A 15,642-nucleotide genomic window follows, 5' to 3' on the forward strand; every position below is an offset into this window, starting at 1 on the left:
CCAGCTCGCTTCCCGACGGAGACCCCGCCCCCGCGTCGGGTGAGCTCCCGAGCTCGGCCCTGGCGGGCCTCGCCGGCGCAGACCTGGGCATCTACGTCCACGTGCCGTTCTGCCGGGTCCGGTGCGGCTACTGCGACTTCAACACCTACACGCTGACCGAGCTCGCCGCCCGGGACCGGTCCGGCCCCTCGATCGGCCTCGACAGCTACGCCGATGCCGCGCTCGCGGAGCTCGACCTCGCGCGCAGGGTGCTGGGCGAGGGAGCCCCGCAGGTTTCGACAGTCTTCGTCGGTGGTGGGACTCCGACGATGCTGAGGTCACGTGACCTCGTGAGGGTACTCAGCGGCATACGGACTCGTTGTGGACTCGCACCCGGCGCGGAGGTCACGACGGAGGCCAACCCGGACTCCGTGACGCCGGTCTCGCTCGCGGAGCTGGCGGCAGGGGGGTTCACGCGCGTCTCGTTGGGCATGCAGTCCGCGGTGCCGCACGTGCTCGCGACGCTCGAGAGGACCCACGACCCCGACAACGTCGCACGCGCGGTGGACGCGGTGCGCGCAAGCGGGATGCAGGTCAGCGTCGACCTCATCTACGGGACGCCGGGGGAGTCGCTCGACGACTGGCGGCGCAGCCTCGACGTGGCCGTCGCGCTGGAGCCGGACCACATCTCCGCCTACGCGCTCGTCGTCGAGGACGGGACCAAGCTGGCCGCGCAGGTGCGGCGCGGCCAGGTCCCGATGCCCGAGGACGACGACGAGGCGGACAAGTACGAGATCGCCGACGAGGTGCTGTCGGCGGCCGGCTACGACTGGTACGAGGTGAGCAACTGGGCTCGGTCGGAGCAGGCTCGCTGCCGGCACAACGTCGCCTACTGGTCGGGGGCCAACTGGTGGGGGATCGGTCCGGGTGCGCACAGCCACGTCGGCGGCGTGCGCTGGTGGAACGTCAAGCACCCCGCGGCGTACGCGGCCCGGCTGGCGGCAGGGCAGTCGCCGGCACACGGCCGGGAGACCCTGACCCGGGAGCAGCGCTACGACGAGACTGTGCTGCTCGGCACACGGATCATCGAGGGACTTCCGGTCGATTACCTGCGAGTATCAGGACGTGCGGCCGTTGCGGGCCTGATCGCCGACGGGCTGGTTGACGGGCCCACGGCGGTGGGCGGCGGCCGGGTCGTGCTGACGCGACAGGGCCGGTTGCTCGCCGACACGGTCGTGCACCGACTGATTGCGTGACGAGGAGCAGGATGACCCAGACGATCCGCCCACCAGAGGCCCAGGCAGACGGCCGCGACCAGCTCGACGCCGCTCTTCTCCTCCATGAGCTGAGAGGCGTCTTCGGCACCGGCATGACCAAGCCGCTCGCCTGGCGGACGGCGCAGCTGACGGGGCTGCGTCGCATGCTCTCGGAGCAGGAGGCCGCCTTCGTCGAGGCGCTCGACGCCGATCTCGGGAAGCACTCGGCCGAGTCGTGGATCACCGAGCTCGGGTACACGTCCAACGAGATCACCCACGTCCTCAAGGAGCTGAAGTCCTGGACCCGCCCTCGGTCGGCCCCGCTCCCGCTCTGGATGCGGCCGGCTCGCGCCAAGGTGGTGCGCGAACCCCTGGGCGTCGTGCTCGTCATCAGCCCGTGGAACTACCCGGTCCAGCTCGCCCTCGCCCCCCTCGCCGGAGCGCTCGCGGCCGGCAACGCGGTGGTCCTCAAGCCGAGCGAGGTGGCGCCGGCGACGTCGGCCACGTTGGCTCGGCTGCTGCCGCGTTACGTCGACCCGGCTGCGGTCCGCGTGGTCGAAGGTGGCGTCCCCGAGACGACCGAGCTGCTCACCCAGCCGTGGGACCACATCTTCTTCACCGGCAACGGCACCGTGGGACGGGTCGTCCTCGAAGCGGCGGCTCGCCACCTGACACCGGTGACGCTCGAGCTCGGCGGCAAGTCGCCCGCGTTTGTCGACGAAGGAGTCGACCTCGACACGGCCGCGCGCCGCATCGTGTGGGGCAAGTACACCAATGCCGGGCAGACCTGCGTGGCGCCGGACTACGTCATCGCCACCCGGCGTGTGCTGGACGCGCTGAAGCCATTGCTGGACAAGGCGATCCGCGACTTCTACGGCGAGGACCCCTCGCAGTCGGACGCCTACGGCCGGATCGTCAACGAGCGCCACTTCGGTCGGATCTCCCGCCTCATCACGGAGGAGCACGTGGCACGGGGAGGTGGGACGGACTCCGAGTCCCGCTACATCGAGCCGACCGTGCTCGACGGGGTCGACGGTGACCACCTCGCCATGCAGGAGGAGATCTTCGGACCGATCCTGCCCCTCATCGAGGTCAGCGGGGTCGACGCGGCGGTCGAGTTCATCGGCGCCCGGGACAAGCCGCTCGCCCTCTACGTGTTCACCTCCCGCGGCGAGACGAAGCGCCGGTTCATCCGGGACACGTCATCGGGCGCCCTGACCTTCAACGCGCCGTTGGTCCACATGGGGGCGCCATCGCTGCCGTTCGGCGGCGTCGGTGCGAGCGGGATGGGCAAGTACCACGGGGAGGAGTCGATCGCGATCTTCAGCCACGCCAAGCCGGTCCTGGACGTGCCCGCGAAGCCCGACCTGCTCGCGGCCGTCTACCCGCCGTTCACGTCGATCAAGGAGACGCTCGTGCGGCGCTTCATCGCGCCTCCACGTCGGTGACGAAGTCGATCAGCTCCTCGACGCTCGCCAGCAGGGCCGGCTCGAGGTCGGCGTAGGTGCGCACGGTGCCGAGGATCTGCTTCCACGCCCGGGCGATGTCGGCCTGGGTCTCGTGGGGCCAGCCGAGGGCTGCACAGATGCCCTGCTTCCAGGACGTCCCGCGCGGGATGACGGGCCACTGCTCCCAGCCCAGGCGCGCAGGCCGCACCGACTGCCAGACGTCGACGTAGGGGTGCCCAAGGATCTTCACGTGGTCCTTGAGCCCGGGGAGGGCCTGCGCCTGGGCCACGATCCGGGCCTCCTTGGTGCCCGGCACGAGGTGGTCGACGAGCACGCCGAGCCGCCGGCCCGGCCCCGGCTGGAAATCGACGACGATGCCGGCCAGGTCGTCGACCCCGTCCATCATCTCGACGACGACCCCCTCGATGCGCAGGTCGTCGCCCCACACCTTCTCGACGAGCTCGGCGTCGTGCCGACCCTCGACGTAGATCCGTGAGCCGCTTGCGACCCGTGCCGCTGCGCCCTGCACGGCAACGGAGCCGCTCGCCGTGCGGGACTGAGCCTGCCGGGCGGCGTCCAGCGCGGCCGAGGCGGCCGCGACAGGCTTGGTCAGCGTGACCGGCTTGCCGTCGACGAGGAACCCCGGTCCCAGGGGGAAGGCCTTGACCCGCCCGCGACGGTCCTCGAGCGTGACGACGTGCATGCCGCCCGCCTTCTCCACCCGCACGACCGCGCCGACCCAGCCCGTCTCGACCTCCTCGACAACGAGGCCGGGCTCGGCGGGCGCGTCGACCGAGCGCCCGCGCCGGGGGGCGCGCCAGTCGCCGGACAGGACGTCAGAGCCGTAACGATCGTGGTGCGACACGATCATGGAGCGTATGCCGCTGGGCTCACTCCCAGCGGCATCGCCACGCGGGTGCCCCACCCCTCTCCGTCGAATGTGCAGTTCGCGCCCGGCTGGCCCCTCGTCGACTGTGCAGTTCGCGCCGGGGCTGGGTCCTCGTCGAGTGTGCACTTCCCGCCACTGGGGATGCCGGCGCGGAGTGCACACTCGAGCGCCGGATGCCGGCGCGGAGTGCACACTCGACGAAGGGGCGGGAGGGCTGGGATGCGCGTGCGGCTGGGACTGAGCTCAGCGGCATACGGCATGGTGGTGTGAGCGTGTGACGGAGGGCGACCCACGACGTAGACTTGGCACTCGACCAACGAGAGTGCCAGCGGGAGGTGCGGAATGAGCGAGGAGCGCAAGCTCATGGTGCTCCGCGCCATCGTGCAGGACTACGTGCAGACCTCCGAACCGGTGGGCAGCAAGGCGCTCGTCGACCGGCACCACCTCGGCGTCTCTGCCGCGACCGTGCGCAACGACATGGCCCAGCTCGAGGAGGAGGGGCTGATCCACGCGCCCCACACCTCCGCCGGCCGGGTGCCCACCGATGCCGGGTATCGGGTCTTCGTCGACCGGCTGAGCCAGATCAAGCCGCTCAGCGCAGGGGAACGGCGGGCCATCAGCCAGTTCCTCGAGGGAGCGGTTGACCTCGACGACGTCGTGGACCGGACCGTGCGCCTGCTTGCGGGGCTGACGCGTCAGGTCGCCGTCATGCAGTACCCGTCCCTGACGCGGTCCACGGTCCGGCACATCGAGCTCGTCCCGATCGGCGTCACGCACCTGATGGTCGTCCTCATCGTCAACACCGGACGCGTCGAGCAGCGGGTCGTCGAGGTCCGCTCCCTGCCCACCGGCAGCACGGGTGAGCAGCTCGTCGCCCGACTGCGGGCCTCGCTCAACGAGGTGGCGGCGGGAGTGCCCTTCACGGTTGCCGCGACGGAGCTGCGCCACCTCGTGGAGGACGCCCCCGCTGAGGAGCGCCCCGTCGTCGAGGCCATCGTGTCGGCCCTCAGCGATGCCCTCGTCGAGGAGCGGGAGGAGCGGGTCGTGCTCGCCGGTCAGGCGAACCTGGCCCGCCCCGGTGGTGACTTCGCGACGTCGATCGGCCCGATCCTGGAGGCGCTCGAGGAGCACGTGGTGCTGCTGCGCCTGCTCGGGCAGCTCGGTGACGACCCGGATGCGCTCTCGGTCCGGATCGGCTCGGAGAACCCGGTCACGGGACTCCAGAAGACCTCGCTCGTCTCGATGGGGTACGGGTCCGGTCTGGAGCGCGTGGCCAGCCTCGGCGTGCTCGGACCGACTCGCATGGACTACCCCACGACCATGGCCTCGGTCAGGGCCGTTGCCCGGTATGTCTCGCAGATCCTCGACGAGAACCACACGGGATGACCGTTCGTTTGGATGAGGTGACCCAGCGCCCCGCCCGGCGCGGCACCATGGAAGTCGACTGACCGACCACCACCCCGACCACCGACACACGACCTGGACGCCAAGACGAAGATGACAGGAACCACCCGCTTGAACGACTACTACGCCGTCCTCGGTGTCTCCCGCGACGCAAGTCAGGAGGAGATCAAGAAGGCCTACCGTCGGCTCGCCCGCAAGCTGCACCCCGACGTCAACCCCGGGCCGGAGGCCGAGGAGGAGTTCAAGCGCGTCTCCCAGGCGTACGACGTCCTCTCCGACCCGGACAAGCGTCGGTCGTTCGACCTGGGCGCCGACCCGTTCGCCGCGGCCGGTGCGGGCTTCGGCACGGGGCCAGGCTTCTCGTTCAGCGATGTCATGGACGCCTTCTTCGGGGCGGGCGCGACGACCGGCACCCGCGGGCCGCGTCCTCGGGTGCAGCGGGGCCAGGATGCGCTTGTCCGGCTCGACATCGACCTCGCCAAGGCGGTTTTCGGCTCCGAGGAGGAGCTGACCCTCGACACCGCCATCGGCTGCAAGCGCTGCGACGGCGACGGAGCCGAGCCCGGCACTGGCCGCCAGACCTGCCCGATCTGTCGGGGTCGCGGCGAGATCCAGCAGGTCCAGCGCAGCTTCCTCGGCCAGGTCATGACGTCGCGGCCGTGCGTCAACTGCCAGGGCTACGGCTCCACCTTGACCGACCCCTGCCACGACTGCTCCGGCGACGGCCGGGTCCGCACCCGTCGCACGCTCAAGCTCAAGGTGCCCGCCGGCGTCGACACGGGCACCCGGATCCAGCTGACCGGCGAGGGCGAGGTCGGGCCCGGCAACGGACCGCAGGGCGACCTCTACGTCGAGATCCGCGTCCTCGCCCACGACACCTACACCCGCCGCGGCGACGACCTGCACTGCGTCATCGAGCTGCCCATGGCGGCCGCCGCGCTCGGCACGACGCTCAAGCTGTCGACCTTCGACGGGATGCAGGACCTCGAGATCAAGCCCGGCACCCAGAGCGGTGACGTCAACACGCTCCGCAGCCTCGGGGTCACGCACCTGCGCCACGGCGGACGTGGCGACCTGCTCGTCCACACGACCGTCGTGACGCCGACCAGGCTCACGGAGGAGCAGGAGGACCTGCTCCGGCAGTTCGCCGCCATGCGCGGCGAGGAGCGGCCCGAGGGCCGGCTGACGCCCAACAAGGGACTGTTCGGCAAGATCCGGGACGCCTTCAAGGAGAAGTGAGGGTCGCGTGACCCATCAGCTGTTCCTCGGCGACCGGGCCAGGCTCGCTGGGGCCACGGCCGGTGCGACCATCGTCCTCGACGGTGACGAGGGGCGGCACGCGGCGACGGTCGTCCGGGTCCGGGTGGGGGAGCGCTACTTTGTCGCCGACGGGGTCGGTCGTCGGGTCCTCGCCGAGGCGGAGCAGGTCGACAGGACCTCGGTGCAGGGCAAGGTCCTCGACGTCGTCGACGAGCCGGAGCCAGCCGTGCGGTTCGTTCTCGTCCAGGCCCTAGCCAAGGGCGATCGCGACGAACAGGCGATCGAGGCGGCGACCGAGCTCGGCATCGACGAGGTAGTGCCGTGGGCAGCCGAGCGCTCGATCGTCGTGTGGCGAGGCGACCGCGCCGCCAAGTCCCTGGCGAAGTGGGCCTCCGTGGTGACCCGGGCGTCCAAGCAGTCCCGACGAGCCCGTATGCCGCTCACCTCCTCCCCGGTCGACCTCCCTTCGCTGGTCGGCCGGGTTGGCACGTCTGCGCTGACCCTCCTTCTCCATGAGAACGCCAGCGAGCCGCTCGCCGGGGTCGAGGTGCCGGAGTCGGGCGATGTGCTCGTCGTCGTCGGGCCGGAGGGCGGGATCTCGGACCGCGAGCTGGCGGCTCTTCAGGGAGCGGGTGCACGGGCCGTGCGGCTCGGTCCGACGATCCTGCGCTCCTCGTCCGCTGGGCCGGCCGCGCTGGCGGTGCTCAACGCCAGGTCGCGCTGGCGTTAGCCCATGGGCGAGACGATCGAGTGTGCAACTTCTGCGCTACCAGCCTGTGTCACCGTTGGCAGGGTCGGCAGAAGTTGCACACTCGATCACTGCAATGGGGCAGTCAGCCGACGGTGAAGGACTTCGTGTCGACGTGGGGCCCGCCACCCTCAGCGCCACCGGACGGGTCCTCCGTCGACATGGTGATGACGTACTCACCGGCGGGCAGCCTCCGCTCGAACGCGAACTGTCCGAAGCCGCCGGTGCCGGTCCCGCCCGTGGCGTTGCCCTGCGCCACCACGCTGCCGTCGTGCCGCGTGACCTGCCACAGGAAGTTCGCCTCGAACGACGTACCGAACCCGCTGAACCGAACCGGTCCGGCCGGCAGCTCCTGCCCCTCCGTCGGGGCGAGCACCCAGACATGCGACTGCACCTCTGCCTGTGGTGCCCGCGCCATCGGCTCGCCGAGTCGCACGACTCCCCAGGCGTCGGCCGGTTTCCCGTCGATGAGGATCGTCACGGTCCGGGCGGGAATCCCGGCAACCTGAGCCGCAGCGGTCGCCGTGTAGACGAGCTGTTGGACCGCCCGCGCGGCGACTTCGCTGCCGACGTCCTGCCCCGAGATGGCATCGGCCGAGAGGTCCACGGTGAGCGCGTCACCCCGGCGCGTGACGTCCACGCGGGAAGCGGGCCGCCAGGGCGAGAAGTAGTCAGGGTCGAGCGGCTCCATCGCCGTCATGGCCGTCACCGCGGAGTCGACCGAGCCGCCGGTGTCCGGCACCGTGCGGAACTCTCGGAACAACCGCGGCGCCCCGCCCGTGTCTCCGATCCAGTACACCGGTGTGCCGTCGATCGATCCCTGTCCGGGCGGGCCCGTCGTCGGGGCGCTCGTCGACGGCGGGACGATCGGGGGGACCGAGGCGTTCGGCGATGAGGGGACTGGCGATGTCGGGGTTGGCCGAGGGGATGTGGCGGTCGTCTGCGTCGTCGGCTGCGACGGAGCCGGCGGAGGGGTGCCTGCACGCCCGGCGAGCCAGAGGGTCCCCCCGGCCACGAGCGCCACCGCAGCCGCCGCCGCGAGAATGGACCAGCGCTGCTGTGGGGACGGGCGCTGGCCTCCCGCCGGGCCCGCCTCGTGGGCGGCGGAGAGGATCGCGTCGAGGCGCTCTCCGGGCTGGATGGACCGCGCGTCGGCGACCAGCGCCTCGCGCAGTCCTGTCTCGACGTTCCGCAGCTCCGAACCGCTCAACGCAACCCCACCATCATGCTCTTCACCGGGGTCGGTCCGTCGACGGCTGTCGTCGGGGTTCATGACTGCTCCACCTCTGGATTGACGGGCTGCTGAGGGTCACGCCGGGGCATGCCCTGCCGGAGCGAGCTGAGACCCCGGTGGGCGTGGGCCTTGACCGAGCCCGGAGCGATCCCGAGCGCTTCCGCGATCTGTGCCTCGGACAGGTCGGCGTAGTAACGGAGCACGAGGACCTCTCGCTGACGGGCGGGGAGGCCGCGCAGCGCTTCGATCATCGCGCCGCGCTCGGCCGCGTGGAGCACCTGCGTCTCGGCGCTGTCGGCGCTCCGCCGGCCCGGAAGCTCCGCAGCGCCGGCCTCCCGGGACTGGTGCCGGTCGACGACGACCTGGTGGCGTTGTACCGAGCGGCAGGTGTTGACAACGGCGGTCTGGAGGTAGCCCACGGCGCCGCCGGTCTGGCGGATGGAGCGCCAGTTGCGATGCGTCGCCACGAAGGCGTCCTGCACCGCGTCCTCGGCGGCACCCTGGTCATGGAGGAGCAACCACGCCAGCCGCACGAGCCGGTGCCAGTGCGCGGCGTAGAGCTCCGTGATCGCCCGGTCGGGATCGTCAGGAAGGTCGGACGGGGACGCGCCCGCTCGGGGAGAGCGCTGGTCACCCCCCGACGACGCGCGATCCTCGGCATCGTGCCAAGTCGCAGCCATGCCCCACGTTCTCACGATGAGGGGACGCCTAGGTGCGTGGTTCGGTTGACATCCTTAGGGTGGCGACCATGACCGCCAACCCAGGGCAGGACAACTGCCTCTTCTGCAAGATCATCGCCGGCGAGATCCCCTCCGACCGGGTTGCCGAGAGCGAGCGGGCCGTCGCCTTCCGCGACATCAACCCGGCTGCTCCCGTGCACGTGCTCGTCGTGCCGAGACGCCATGAGCCGACCATCGGGGCGCTGGCGGCCGCCTCCCCAGCGGACCTCGAGGCGCTGTTCGAGCTCGTCGCCGAGGTCGCCGCCAAGGAGGGCGTCGCCGAGCACCACCGGCTCGTGTTCAACACCGGCACCGACGCCGGCCAGACGATCTTCCACGCCCACGCCCACGTCCTGGGCGGCAAGACCTTCACGGAGCGCTGATGCCGGACGAGAACCCGGCGGGCAAGCCGCTCGGCGACGAGAGCCCCGACCGGCCCGAGGGCCAGGCCACCGACACGAGCCCCAAGGTCGCGACGGGCAACGAACCCGACGGCAAGGCGCCTGAGCCGCCCGAGCCGAAGGACGACCTGGTCACAACCCATCACCAGCTCCGCGTCGGCCGGCGCAGGCTGGCCTACACCGCGACGGCCGGGCGGGTCGTGCTGCGCGAGGAGGAGCACAAGGACGGCACCTTCAGGGGCAACAAGGCGCGCGCCGAGATCTCGATGACCACCTACACCCTCGATGGCGCGGACCCTCGCACCCGACCGGTGGTCTTCGCCTTCAACGGCGGTCCAGGCAGCTCGAGCGTCTGGCTCCACCTGGGCCTGCTCGGACCGCGCCGCGTGGTCATGGGTGACGTCGGCCAGCTCGAGCCGCCGCCCTACGGGCTCGCAGACAACCCCGAGTCCCTCCTCACGGTCGCGGACCTCGTCTTCATCGACCCGATGTCGACCGGCTGGTCCCGGGCCGTCGAGGGCGGCAAGCCGGGCGAGTACCACGGCTACCAACGCGACATCGAGCACGTCGGCGAGCTCATCCGGCTCTGGACGTCCCGCAACAAGCGCTGGATGTCGCCGAAATTCGTCGCGGGGGAGTCCTACGGCACGCTTCGCGGAGCCGCCCTCGCCGCTCACCTGCAGGATCGCTACGGGATGTACCTCAACGGGCTGATCCTCATCAGCAGCGTTCTCGACCTGTCGTCGATCGACTTCGAGAAGCAGCGCAACGACCGCGCGCACGCGCTCTACCTGCCGACGTACGCCGCCATCGCGCACTACCACGGCAAGCACGGGCGGCGCTCCTTGCGCTCGGTCCTCCAAGAAGCGGAGGCGTATGCCGCTCGCGACCTTCCGTGGGCCCTGTCCCAAGGTGCCCGGCTGAGTCCCGAAGACCGTGCCACGGCCGTCTCCACGTTGGCCCGCCTCTCCGGCCTGTCGGAGGACTACATCGACCGGTGCGACCTGCGGATCGAGCACTGGCGGTACTTCACCGAGCTGCTCCGTGACGAGCGGCTGTCCGTGGGGCGGCTCGACGCCCGGTTCACCGGACCGGCCGCCAGCGCCATCGCCGAGAACATGGACGCCGACCCCTCCCACGACGCGATCATGGGCCCGTACGCCGCGGCGTGGAACCACTACGTCCGAGAGGACCTCGGCTATACCTCCGACCTGCACTACGAGCAGATCACCTCGCGGGTCATGCCGTGGTCGTTCAAGGACTTCGAGGGTCGGCCTGTGGACGTCTCGGACCGTCTGGAGCGTGCGATGCGCCAGAACCCGCATCTGCGGGTCCACGTCTCCTACGGCTACTACGACGGCGCGACGCCCCACTTCGCTGCCGAGGACGTCTTCGCCAAGCTCCGGCTGCCGCAGTCCCTCCGGGCCAACATCGAGCATGCCTACTACGAGGCCGGCCACATGATGTACGTCCACGAGCCGTCGCGGGTCCAGCAGAGCCGCGACCTCGCTGATTTCGTGGTGAGGTCGTCGGGTTCGCCCACGTAGACTCGGACCCACGATGACTGACGCCGATGATCCGTTCGATACCGACCTTCCCATCACGGCGGATCCCCGGGAGCCCCACCGGCTGACCAGGGAGATGCCGCCGCCGATCGAGATGGTGTCCCTGCTCGGTCCGCGCGACGAGCTGCTGCGCACCATGGAACGTCAGTTCCCGCTGGTCGACACCCACGTCCGCGGCAACGAGATGACCTTCCAGGGCCCGTCAGGCGAGCTCGAGATCATCGACCGGCTCCTCGACGAGCTCCTCGTCATCGTGGACGCCGGCCAGCCGCTTAACCGCGACGCCGTCGAGCGCTCGATCTCGATGCTCCGCGACCAGACGGCAGAGCGGCCGGCCGATGTCCTGACGATGAACATCATCAGCCACCGCGGCCGCACCGTCCGGCCGAAGACGTTGAACCAGAAGCGCTACGTCGACGCCATCGACAAGCACACGATCGTCTTCGGCATCGGTCCCGCCGGCACCGGCAAGACCTACCTGGCCATGGCCAAGGCGGTGGCGGCCCTGCAGGCGAACCAGGTCGACCGCATCATCCTCACCAGGCCCGCGGTCGAGGCCGGCGAGCGGCTCGGCTTCCTGCCGGGCACGCTCAACGAGAAGATCGACCCCTACCTCCGCCCCCTCTACGACGCGCTCCACGACATGCTCGCGCCGGAGACGATCCCGAAACTCATGGCGTCCGGGACGATCGAGGTCGCCCCGCTGGCCTATATGCGTGGCAGAACGTTGAATTCTGCATTCATCATCCTCGACGAGGCCCAGAACACGTCGATGGAGCAGATGAAGATGTTCCTGACGCGGCTGGGCTTCGGGTCCAAGATGGTCGTCACCGGCGACATCACCCAGGTCGACCTGCCGGGAGGCACGCGGTCCGGGCTCCGGGTGGTCCGCGACATCCTCACCGACATCGAGGACATCCACTTCGCCGAGCTGACCTCCAGCGACGTCGTCCGGCACCGGCTCGTCAGTGCCATCGTCGACGCCTACGACCGGGAGGACGCCCGCGAGCGGCGCCGCGCCACCCGTTCGACGAAGGAGGCGGGCGCGGACCGCGCTCGCAAGCGTCAGCCGGCTCAGCGGCATACGGCATCGTCTGTCGTGGAAGCGCCCGCCGCGCAGGAAGACCAAGCATGAGCATCGACGTCCTCAACGAGACCGACGAAGCGGTCGACGAGCTCGAGCTGCTGGGCTGCGCCCGGTACGTCATGGAGCAGATGCGCGTGCACCCGCAGGCCGATCTCTGCATCAAGCTCGTCGACGAGCCGGCCATGGCGGTGCTCCACGAGCAGTGGATGGACCTGCCCGGGCCGACCGACGTCATGAGCTTCCCGATGGACGAGCTGCGACCGGGCAAGGAGGGCCAGGAGCCGGAGGAGGGCACCCTCGGCGACATCGTGCTCTGCCCGTCGGTGGCCGCGCGTCAGGCAGGCGAGGCCGGGCACGCGCCGATCGAGGAGATGCTCCTGCTGACGACGCACGGGATCCTGCACCTGCTCGGCTACGACCACGCCGAGCCGGAGGAGGAGCGCGAGATGTTCGAGCTCCAGCGGCAGCTGCTGCTGACCTATCTCGCCACCCGTAACAGACCGGTCGACTGAGGGCCGAGCCCATGTTCCTGCAACTGGTCATCCCGGCCCTCATCAGCATCGTCGTCGCCTTCCTCCTTTCGGCCGCCGAGGCAGCGATCTTCCGGATGTCGCGCGTGCGCGCCCAGGAGCTCTACGACGAGGGACGTTCCGGCGCGAAGTCCCTGCGGACGGTCGTCGCCGAGTCGCCGCCCTACATCTCCGTCATTGCGTTCGTCCGAGTCGTCGCGGAGGCGACCACGGCGGTCCTCGTCACCCTCGCCGTGGCCGAGGCAGCGGACTCGCTCGTCAAGGCGCTGTTCCTCAGCATCGCGATCATGGCGGTCGTCTCGTTCGTCATCGTCGGGGTCTCGCCGCGCACCCTGGGGCGGCAGAACTTCGAGGCCGTCGCCCTGTGGAGCGCCCCGTTCGCGGTGGGCCTGCACCGGGTGCTCGGCCCGCTGGCAAGGCTGCTCGTCGTCCTCGGCAACGCCGTCACGCCCGGCAAGGGCTATCGCGACGGCCCCTTCCAGACCGAGTCGGAGCTGCGCGACCTGCTCGACCGGGCCGGCGAGACCGAGGTCATCGAGGCCGAGGAGCGCGAGATGATCCACTCCGTCTTCGAGCTCGGTGACACGGTGGCGCGTGCCGTCATGGTCCCGCGCACCGACATGGTCGTCATCGAGCACGACAAGGCATTGCGCAGCGCCATGTCTCTCTTCCTGCGGTCCGGTTTCTCCCGCATCCCTGTCGTCGGCGAGGACACGGACGACATTCTCGGCCTGCTCTACTTCAAGGACGTCGCCCGTCGGCTCAACGCGGCCCCCGAGGACGCTCGCCAGCCGGTGACCGTCGTGATGCGGCCGATGCACTTCATCCCCGAGAGCAAGCCCGTCGACGACCTGCTGCGGGAGATGCAGCACGAGCAGAACCACTTCGCCATCGTCGTCGACGAGTACGGCGGCACCGCCGGCCTCGTGACGATCGAGGACATCATCGAGGAGATCGTCGGCGAGATCGCGGACGAGCACGATCGCGAGTCGCCGGGCGTGGAGGCCCTCGAGAACGGGAGCCTGCGCGTGCCCGCGTCGCTGGACATCGACGACCTCGCTGAGATCTTCGACGTCACGATCGACGAGGAGGACGTCGACACGGTCGGCGGCTTGCTCACCAAGGTCATTGGCAGGGTCCCCATTGTCGGCTCCTCCGGCACCGTGTCGGGCCTCACCCTGACTGCCGAGCGGATGGCCGGCCGCCGTCACCGGGTGGCGTCGGTCATCGTGCACCGCGCCACACCGGAGGAGGCCGAGGCCGCCCTGGCGCCCGAGACGGAGGATGCCCATGGGCACTCACGATCCTGACGTGAGACGGACGAGCGGAGGTGGCTCGGCTCCCAACTCTCAGGAGGGGTACCGGGCTGGGTTCGCCTGCCTCATCGGTCGGCCCAATGCCGGCAAGTCGACCCTGACCAACGCCCTCGTCGGACAGAAGGTCGCCATCACGAGCTCGAAGCCGCAGACGACCCGGCACACGATCAGGGGCGTCGCGACGACGCAGACGGCACAGCTGATCCTCGTGGACACCCCCGGCCTGCACAAGCCGCGCACCCTGCTCGGCGAACGCCTCAACGACCTCGTCCGCGAGACGCTCCTCGAGGTCGACGTCATCGGCTTCTGCCTGCCGGCGGACCAGCGGATCGGCCCCGGGGACACGTTCATCGCCAACGAGCTGGCGGAGCTGCGCCGCATTCGCCGCCGCCGCCCGGTCGTCGCCATTGCCACCAAGAGCGACACCGTCGACCGGGACCGTCTCGCCGAGCACCTCATCGCCATCGACCGGCTCGGGGACTGGGACGCGATCATCCCGTGCTCGGCCGTGTCTGGCGAGCAGGTCGAGGAGGTGCGCAACGTCCTGTCGTCCTACCTCCCGGAGTCGCCGCAGCTCTACCCCGACGGGGTCCTCACCGACGAGCCGGAGGCCGTCATGATCGCCGAGCTCGTCCGCGAGGCAGCCCTCGAGGGCGTGCGCGACGAGCTGCCGCACTCGCTCGCTGTCGTCGTCGAGGAGATGGTCCAGCGCGAAGGGCGTCCGGAGGACAACCCGCTGCTCGACGTGCGCGTCAACGTCTTCGTCGAGCGGCCGAGCCAGAAGGCGATCGTCATCGGCCGCGGCGGCTCACGCCTGCGCGAGGTGGGCACGAACTCTCGCAAGGCCATCGAGGCGCTGCTCGGCCAGAGGGTGTTCCTCGACCTCCACGTCAAGGTGGCCAAGGACTGGCAGCGCGACCCGAAACAGCTGCAGCGGCTCGGTTTCTGACGTCAAGCCGCACCGGCCCGGGCCGACGGACTACCACGGAGAGGCTCGGGGCGCTGTCTGCGTGCTCAGGCGTGGCCGCAGCGGAGAGGTCGCGGTAGTCCGTCGGCTCGCCAAGGCTGAGCGGTGGGAGCGCTGTCGACCTAGACTCGGGGGCAGGAGGCAGCCATGAGCGTTCAGCCTGACCATGAGCTCGAGATCCTCGAGTACGACCAGACAGTGCCACCGCGTCCCGAAGAGGTCATAGCGGACGCGACGAGGACGAGCTACGACCTGCCTGAGGCGGGAGCCGCCGCCAGCCCGGAGCCTGCGAACTGAGGGTCACGCTTGGACGCGTCCCGATGCTCGTTGCCTCGTCCTCGGGTCGCCCGCTGGCGCTGCGGCAGCTGGACCACGACGACGCCAGCGAGGATGACCAGGCCACCGGCCACCTGAACCGGTGACATCGTCTCCCCATAGACAAGGGCCACGGCTCCTGCCGCGACGAGCGGCTCGATGCTCGAGAGGATGCCGCCGGTCCCGGCCCCGACGCGGGTGATGCCACGCTGGTGGAGCAGCATCGCGAGGACCGTCCCGACGACGACGTAGGTGACGACCCAGCCGAGCACCACGGGGTCGGGCTCCAGCGCGAGCGGCTGCCCGGACGCCACAGTGAAGATCGTGACCGAGGCGAGCGCCGACGTGGCCACGATCGCCATGAGCAGGGACACGTCGGCGTCGACGGGCAGTGACGAGGCGACGATGGTGTAGACCGCATAGGTCACCGCTGCGGTGAGGGCGAGTCCGATCCCCAGGGGCGAGACCGCCGAGAAGCCGCCGAGCCCGAGGAGCAGGAGCATCCCGGCACCGGAGCAGGCCAG

15 protein-coding genes are annotated in these 15,642 nt (G+C 70.2%); 11 read left to right on the top strand and 4 right to left on the bottom strand.

The genetic code is table 11. The features are described from left to right. Both hemW and ABF401_RS01695 read left to right on the top strand, forming a co-directional pair. The coding region (gene hemW, locus ABF401_RS01690) for a radical SAM family heme chaperone HemW (RefSeq protein WP_353507800.1) at positions 1–1,235 on the top strand (1,235 nt) is incomplete at its 5' end. A gap of 11 nt (positions 1,236–1,246) precedes the next feature. After that, a complete protein-coding gene (locus ABF401_RS01695) occupies positions 1,247–2,683 on the top strand; it encodes an aldehyde dehydrogenase family protein (protein WP_353507801.1) in 1,437 nt (478 codons plus the stop codon). Here ABF401_RS01695 and ABF401_RS01700 read toward each other — a convergent pair. Then, the gene (locus tag ABF401_RS01700; protein WP_353507802.1) at positions 2,661–3,554 is read right to left on the bottom strand and encodes a DUF3097 domain-containing protein; all 894 of its coding nucleotides are present in this window, start codon (positions 3,552–3,554) and stop codon (positions 2,661–2,663) included. The two genes, ABF401_RS01695 and ABF401_RS01700, sit on opposite strands and share 23 nt — an antisense overlap. A gap of 360 nt (positions 3,555–3,914) precedes the next feature. On the opposite strand from ABF401_RS01700, the gene hrcA reads away from it, so the two are divergent. The 3 genes from hrcA (at position 3,915) to ABF401_RS01715 (ending at position 6,966) form a co-directional block, all read left to right on the top strand. Next, entirely contained in the window at positions 3,915–4,958 is a 1,044-nt protein-coding gene (hrcA, locus tag ABF401_RS01705; protein ID WP_353507803.1) for a heat-inducible transcriptional repressor HrcA, read from the top strand. A gap of 129 nt (positions 4,959–5,087) precedes the next feature. Next, complete coding sequence (dnaJ, locus tag ABF401_RS01710; protein WP_353507813.1) at positions 5,088–6,215, top strand: molecular chaperone DnaJ; 1,128 nt, start codon at positions 5,088–5,090, stop codon at positions 6,213–6,215. 7 nt (positions 6,216–6,222) lie between these two features. Next, complete coding sequence (locus tag ABF401_RS01715; protein WP_353507804.1) at positions 6,223–6,966, top strand: 16S rRNA (uracil(1498)-N(3))-methyltransferase; 744 nt, start codon at positions 6,223–6,225, stop codon at positions 6,964–6,966. Positions 6,967–7,069: 103 nt separating this feature from the next. Here ABF401_RS01715 and ABF401_RS01720 read toward each other — a convergent pair whose 3' ends face one another. Together ABF401_RS01720 and ABF401_RS01725 are read right to left on the bottom strand one after the other, a co-directional pair. Further along, entirely contained in the window at positions 7,070–8,257 is a 1,188-nt protein-coding gene (locus ABF401_RS01720) for a Gmad2 immunoglobulin-like domain-containing protein (RefSeq protein ID WP_353507805.1), read from the bottom strand. After that, complete coding sequence (locus ABF401_RS01725; RefSeq protein ID WP_353507806.1) at positions 8,254–8,898, bottom strand: SigE family RNA polymerase sigma factor; 645 nt, start codon at positions 8,896–8,898, stop codon at positions 8,254–8,256. Before ABF401_RS01725 ends, ABF401_RS01720 begins: the two co-directional genes overlap by 4 nt. A 68-nt stretch (positions 8,899–8,966) precedes the next feature. Between ABF401_RS01725 and ABF401_RS01730 the strand changes: the two genes are divergently transcribed. From ABF401_RS01730 to era, 6 genes are read left to right on the top strand one after another with little or no spacing between them, the layout of a single operon-like run. Then, complete coding sequence (locus ABF401_RS01730; protein ID WP_353507807.1) at positions 8,967–9,320, top strand: histidine triad nucleotide-binding protein; 354 nt, start codon at positions 8,967–8,969, stop codon at positions 9,318–9,320. Beyond that, entirely contained in the window at positions 9,320–10,885 is a 1,566-nt protein-coding gene (locus tag ABF401_RS01735) for a S10 family peptidase (protein WP_353507808.1), read from the top strand. The genes ABF401_RS01730 and ABF401_RS01735 overlap by 1 nt, the downstream gene beginning before the upstream one ends. 13 nt (positions 10,886–10,898) lie before the next feature. Then, positions 10,899–12,038: a PhoH family protein gene (locus tag ABF401_RS01740; protein WP_502908176.1), complete on the top strand. Its 1,140-nt coding sequence runs from the start codon at positions 10,899–10,901 to the stop codon at positions 12,036–12,038. Further along, positions 12,035–12,502: an rRNA maturation RNase YbeY gene (ybeY, locus tag ABF401_RS01745; RefSeq protein WP_353507809.1), complete on the top strand. Its 468-nt coding sequence runs from the start codon at positions 12,035–12,037 to the stop codon at positions 12,500–12,502. The genes ABF401_RS01740 and ybeY overlap by 4 nt, the downstream gene beginning before the upstream one ends. An 11-nt stretch (positions 12,503–12,513) precedes the next feature. Beyond that, positions 12,514–13,830 carry a hemolysin family protein gene (locus ABF401_RS01750; RefSeq protein ID WP_353507810.1) on the top strand — a complete coding sequence of 439 codons (1,317 nt, stop codon included), beginning with the start codon at positions 12,514–12,516 and terminating at the stop codon, positions 13,828–13,830. Beyond that, positions 13,811–14,785 (top strand): GTPase Era, encoded by a 975-nt coding sequence (gene era, locus ABF401_RS01755; RefSeq protein WP_502908177.1) that lies wholly within the window; start codon positions 13,811–13,813, stop codon positions 14,783–14,785. The genes ABF401_RS01750 and era overlap by 20 nt, the downstream gene beginning before the upstream one ends. A 263-nt stretch (positions 14,786–15,048) precedes the next feature. Here the strand turns inward: era and ABF401_RS01760 are convergent. Beyond that, positions 15,049–15,642: DMT family transporter (locus ABF401_RS01760; protein ID WP_353507812.1), on the bottom strand; the 594-nt coding region annotated here is incomplete at its 5' end.

The sequence above is a fragment of the Intrasporangium sp. genome, assembly GCF_040414665.1.
Lineage (GTDB): Bacteria > Actinomycetota > Actinomycetes > Actinomycetales > Dermatophilaceae > Intrasporangium.

Coding starts and splice junctions, on each gene's coding strand:
- era (WP_502908177.1), top strand. CDS start 13,811: ATGGGCACTCACGATCCTGACGTGAGACGGACGAGCGGAGGTGGCTCG.
- ABF401_RS01730 (WP_353507807.1), top strand. CDS start 8,967: ATGACCGCCAACCCAGGGCAGGACAACTGCCTCTTCTGCAAGATCATC.
- ABF401_RS01720 (WP_353507805.1), bottom strand. CDS start 8,257: ATGAACCCCGACGACAGCCGTCGACGGACCGACCCCGGTGAAGAGCAT.
- ABF401_RS01750 (WP_353507810.1), top strand. CDS start 12,514: ATGTTCCTGCAACTGGTCATCCCGGCCCTCATCAGCATCGTCGTCGCC.
- ybeY (WP_353507809.1), top strand. CDS start 12,035: ATGAGCATCGACGTCCTCAACGAGACCGACGAAGCGGTCGACGAGCTC.
- hrcA (WP_353507803.1), top strand. CDS start 3,915: ATGAGCGAGGAGCGCAAGCTCATGGTGCTCCGCGCCATCGTGCAGGAC.
- ABF401_RS01740 (WP_502908176.1), top strand. CDS start 10,899: ATGACTGACGCCGATGATCCGTTCGATACCGACCTTCCCATCACGGCG.
- ABF401_RS01695 (WP_353507801.1), top strand. CDS start 1,247: ATGACCCAGACGATCCGCCCACCAGAGGCCCAGGCAGACGGCCGCGAC.
- ABF401_RS01735 (WP_353507808.1), top strand. CDS start 9,320: ATGCCGGACGAGAACCCGGCGGGCAAGCCGCTCGGCGACGAGAGCCCC.
- ABF401_RS01725 (WP_353507806.1), bottom strand. CDS start 8,898: ATGGCTGCGACTTGGCACGATGCCGAGGATCGCGCGTCGTCGGGGGGT.
- ABF401_RS01700 (WP_353507802.1), bottom strand. CDS start 3,554: ATGATCGTGTCGCACCACGATCGTTACGGCTCTGACGTCCTGTCCGGC.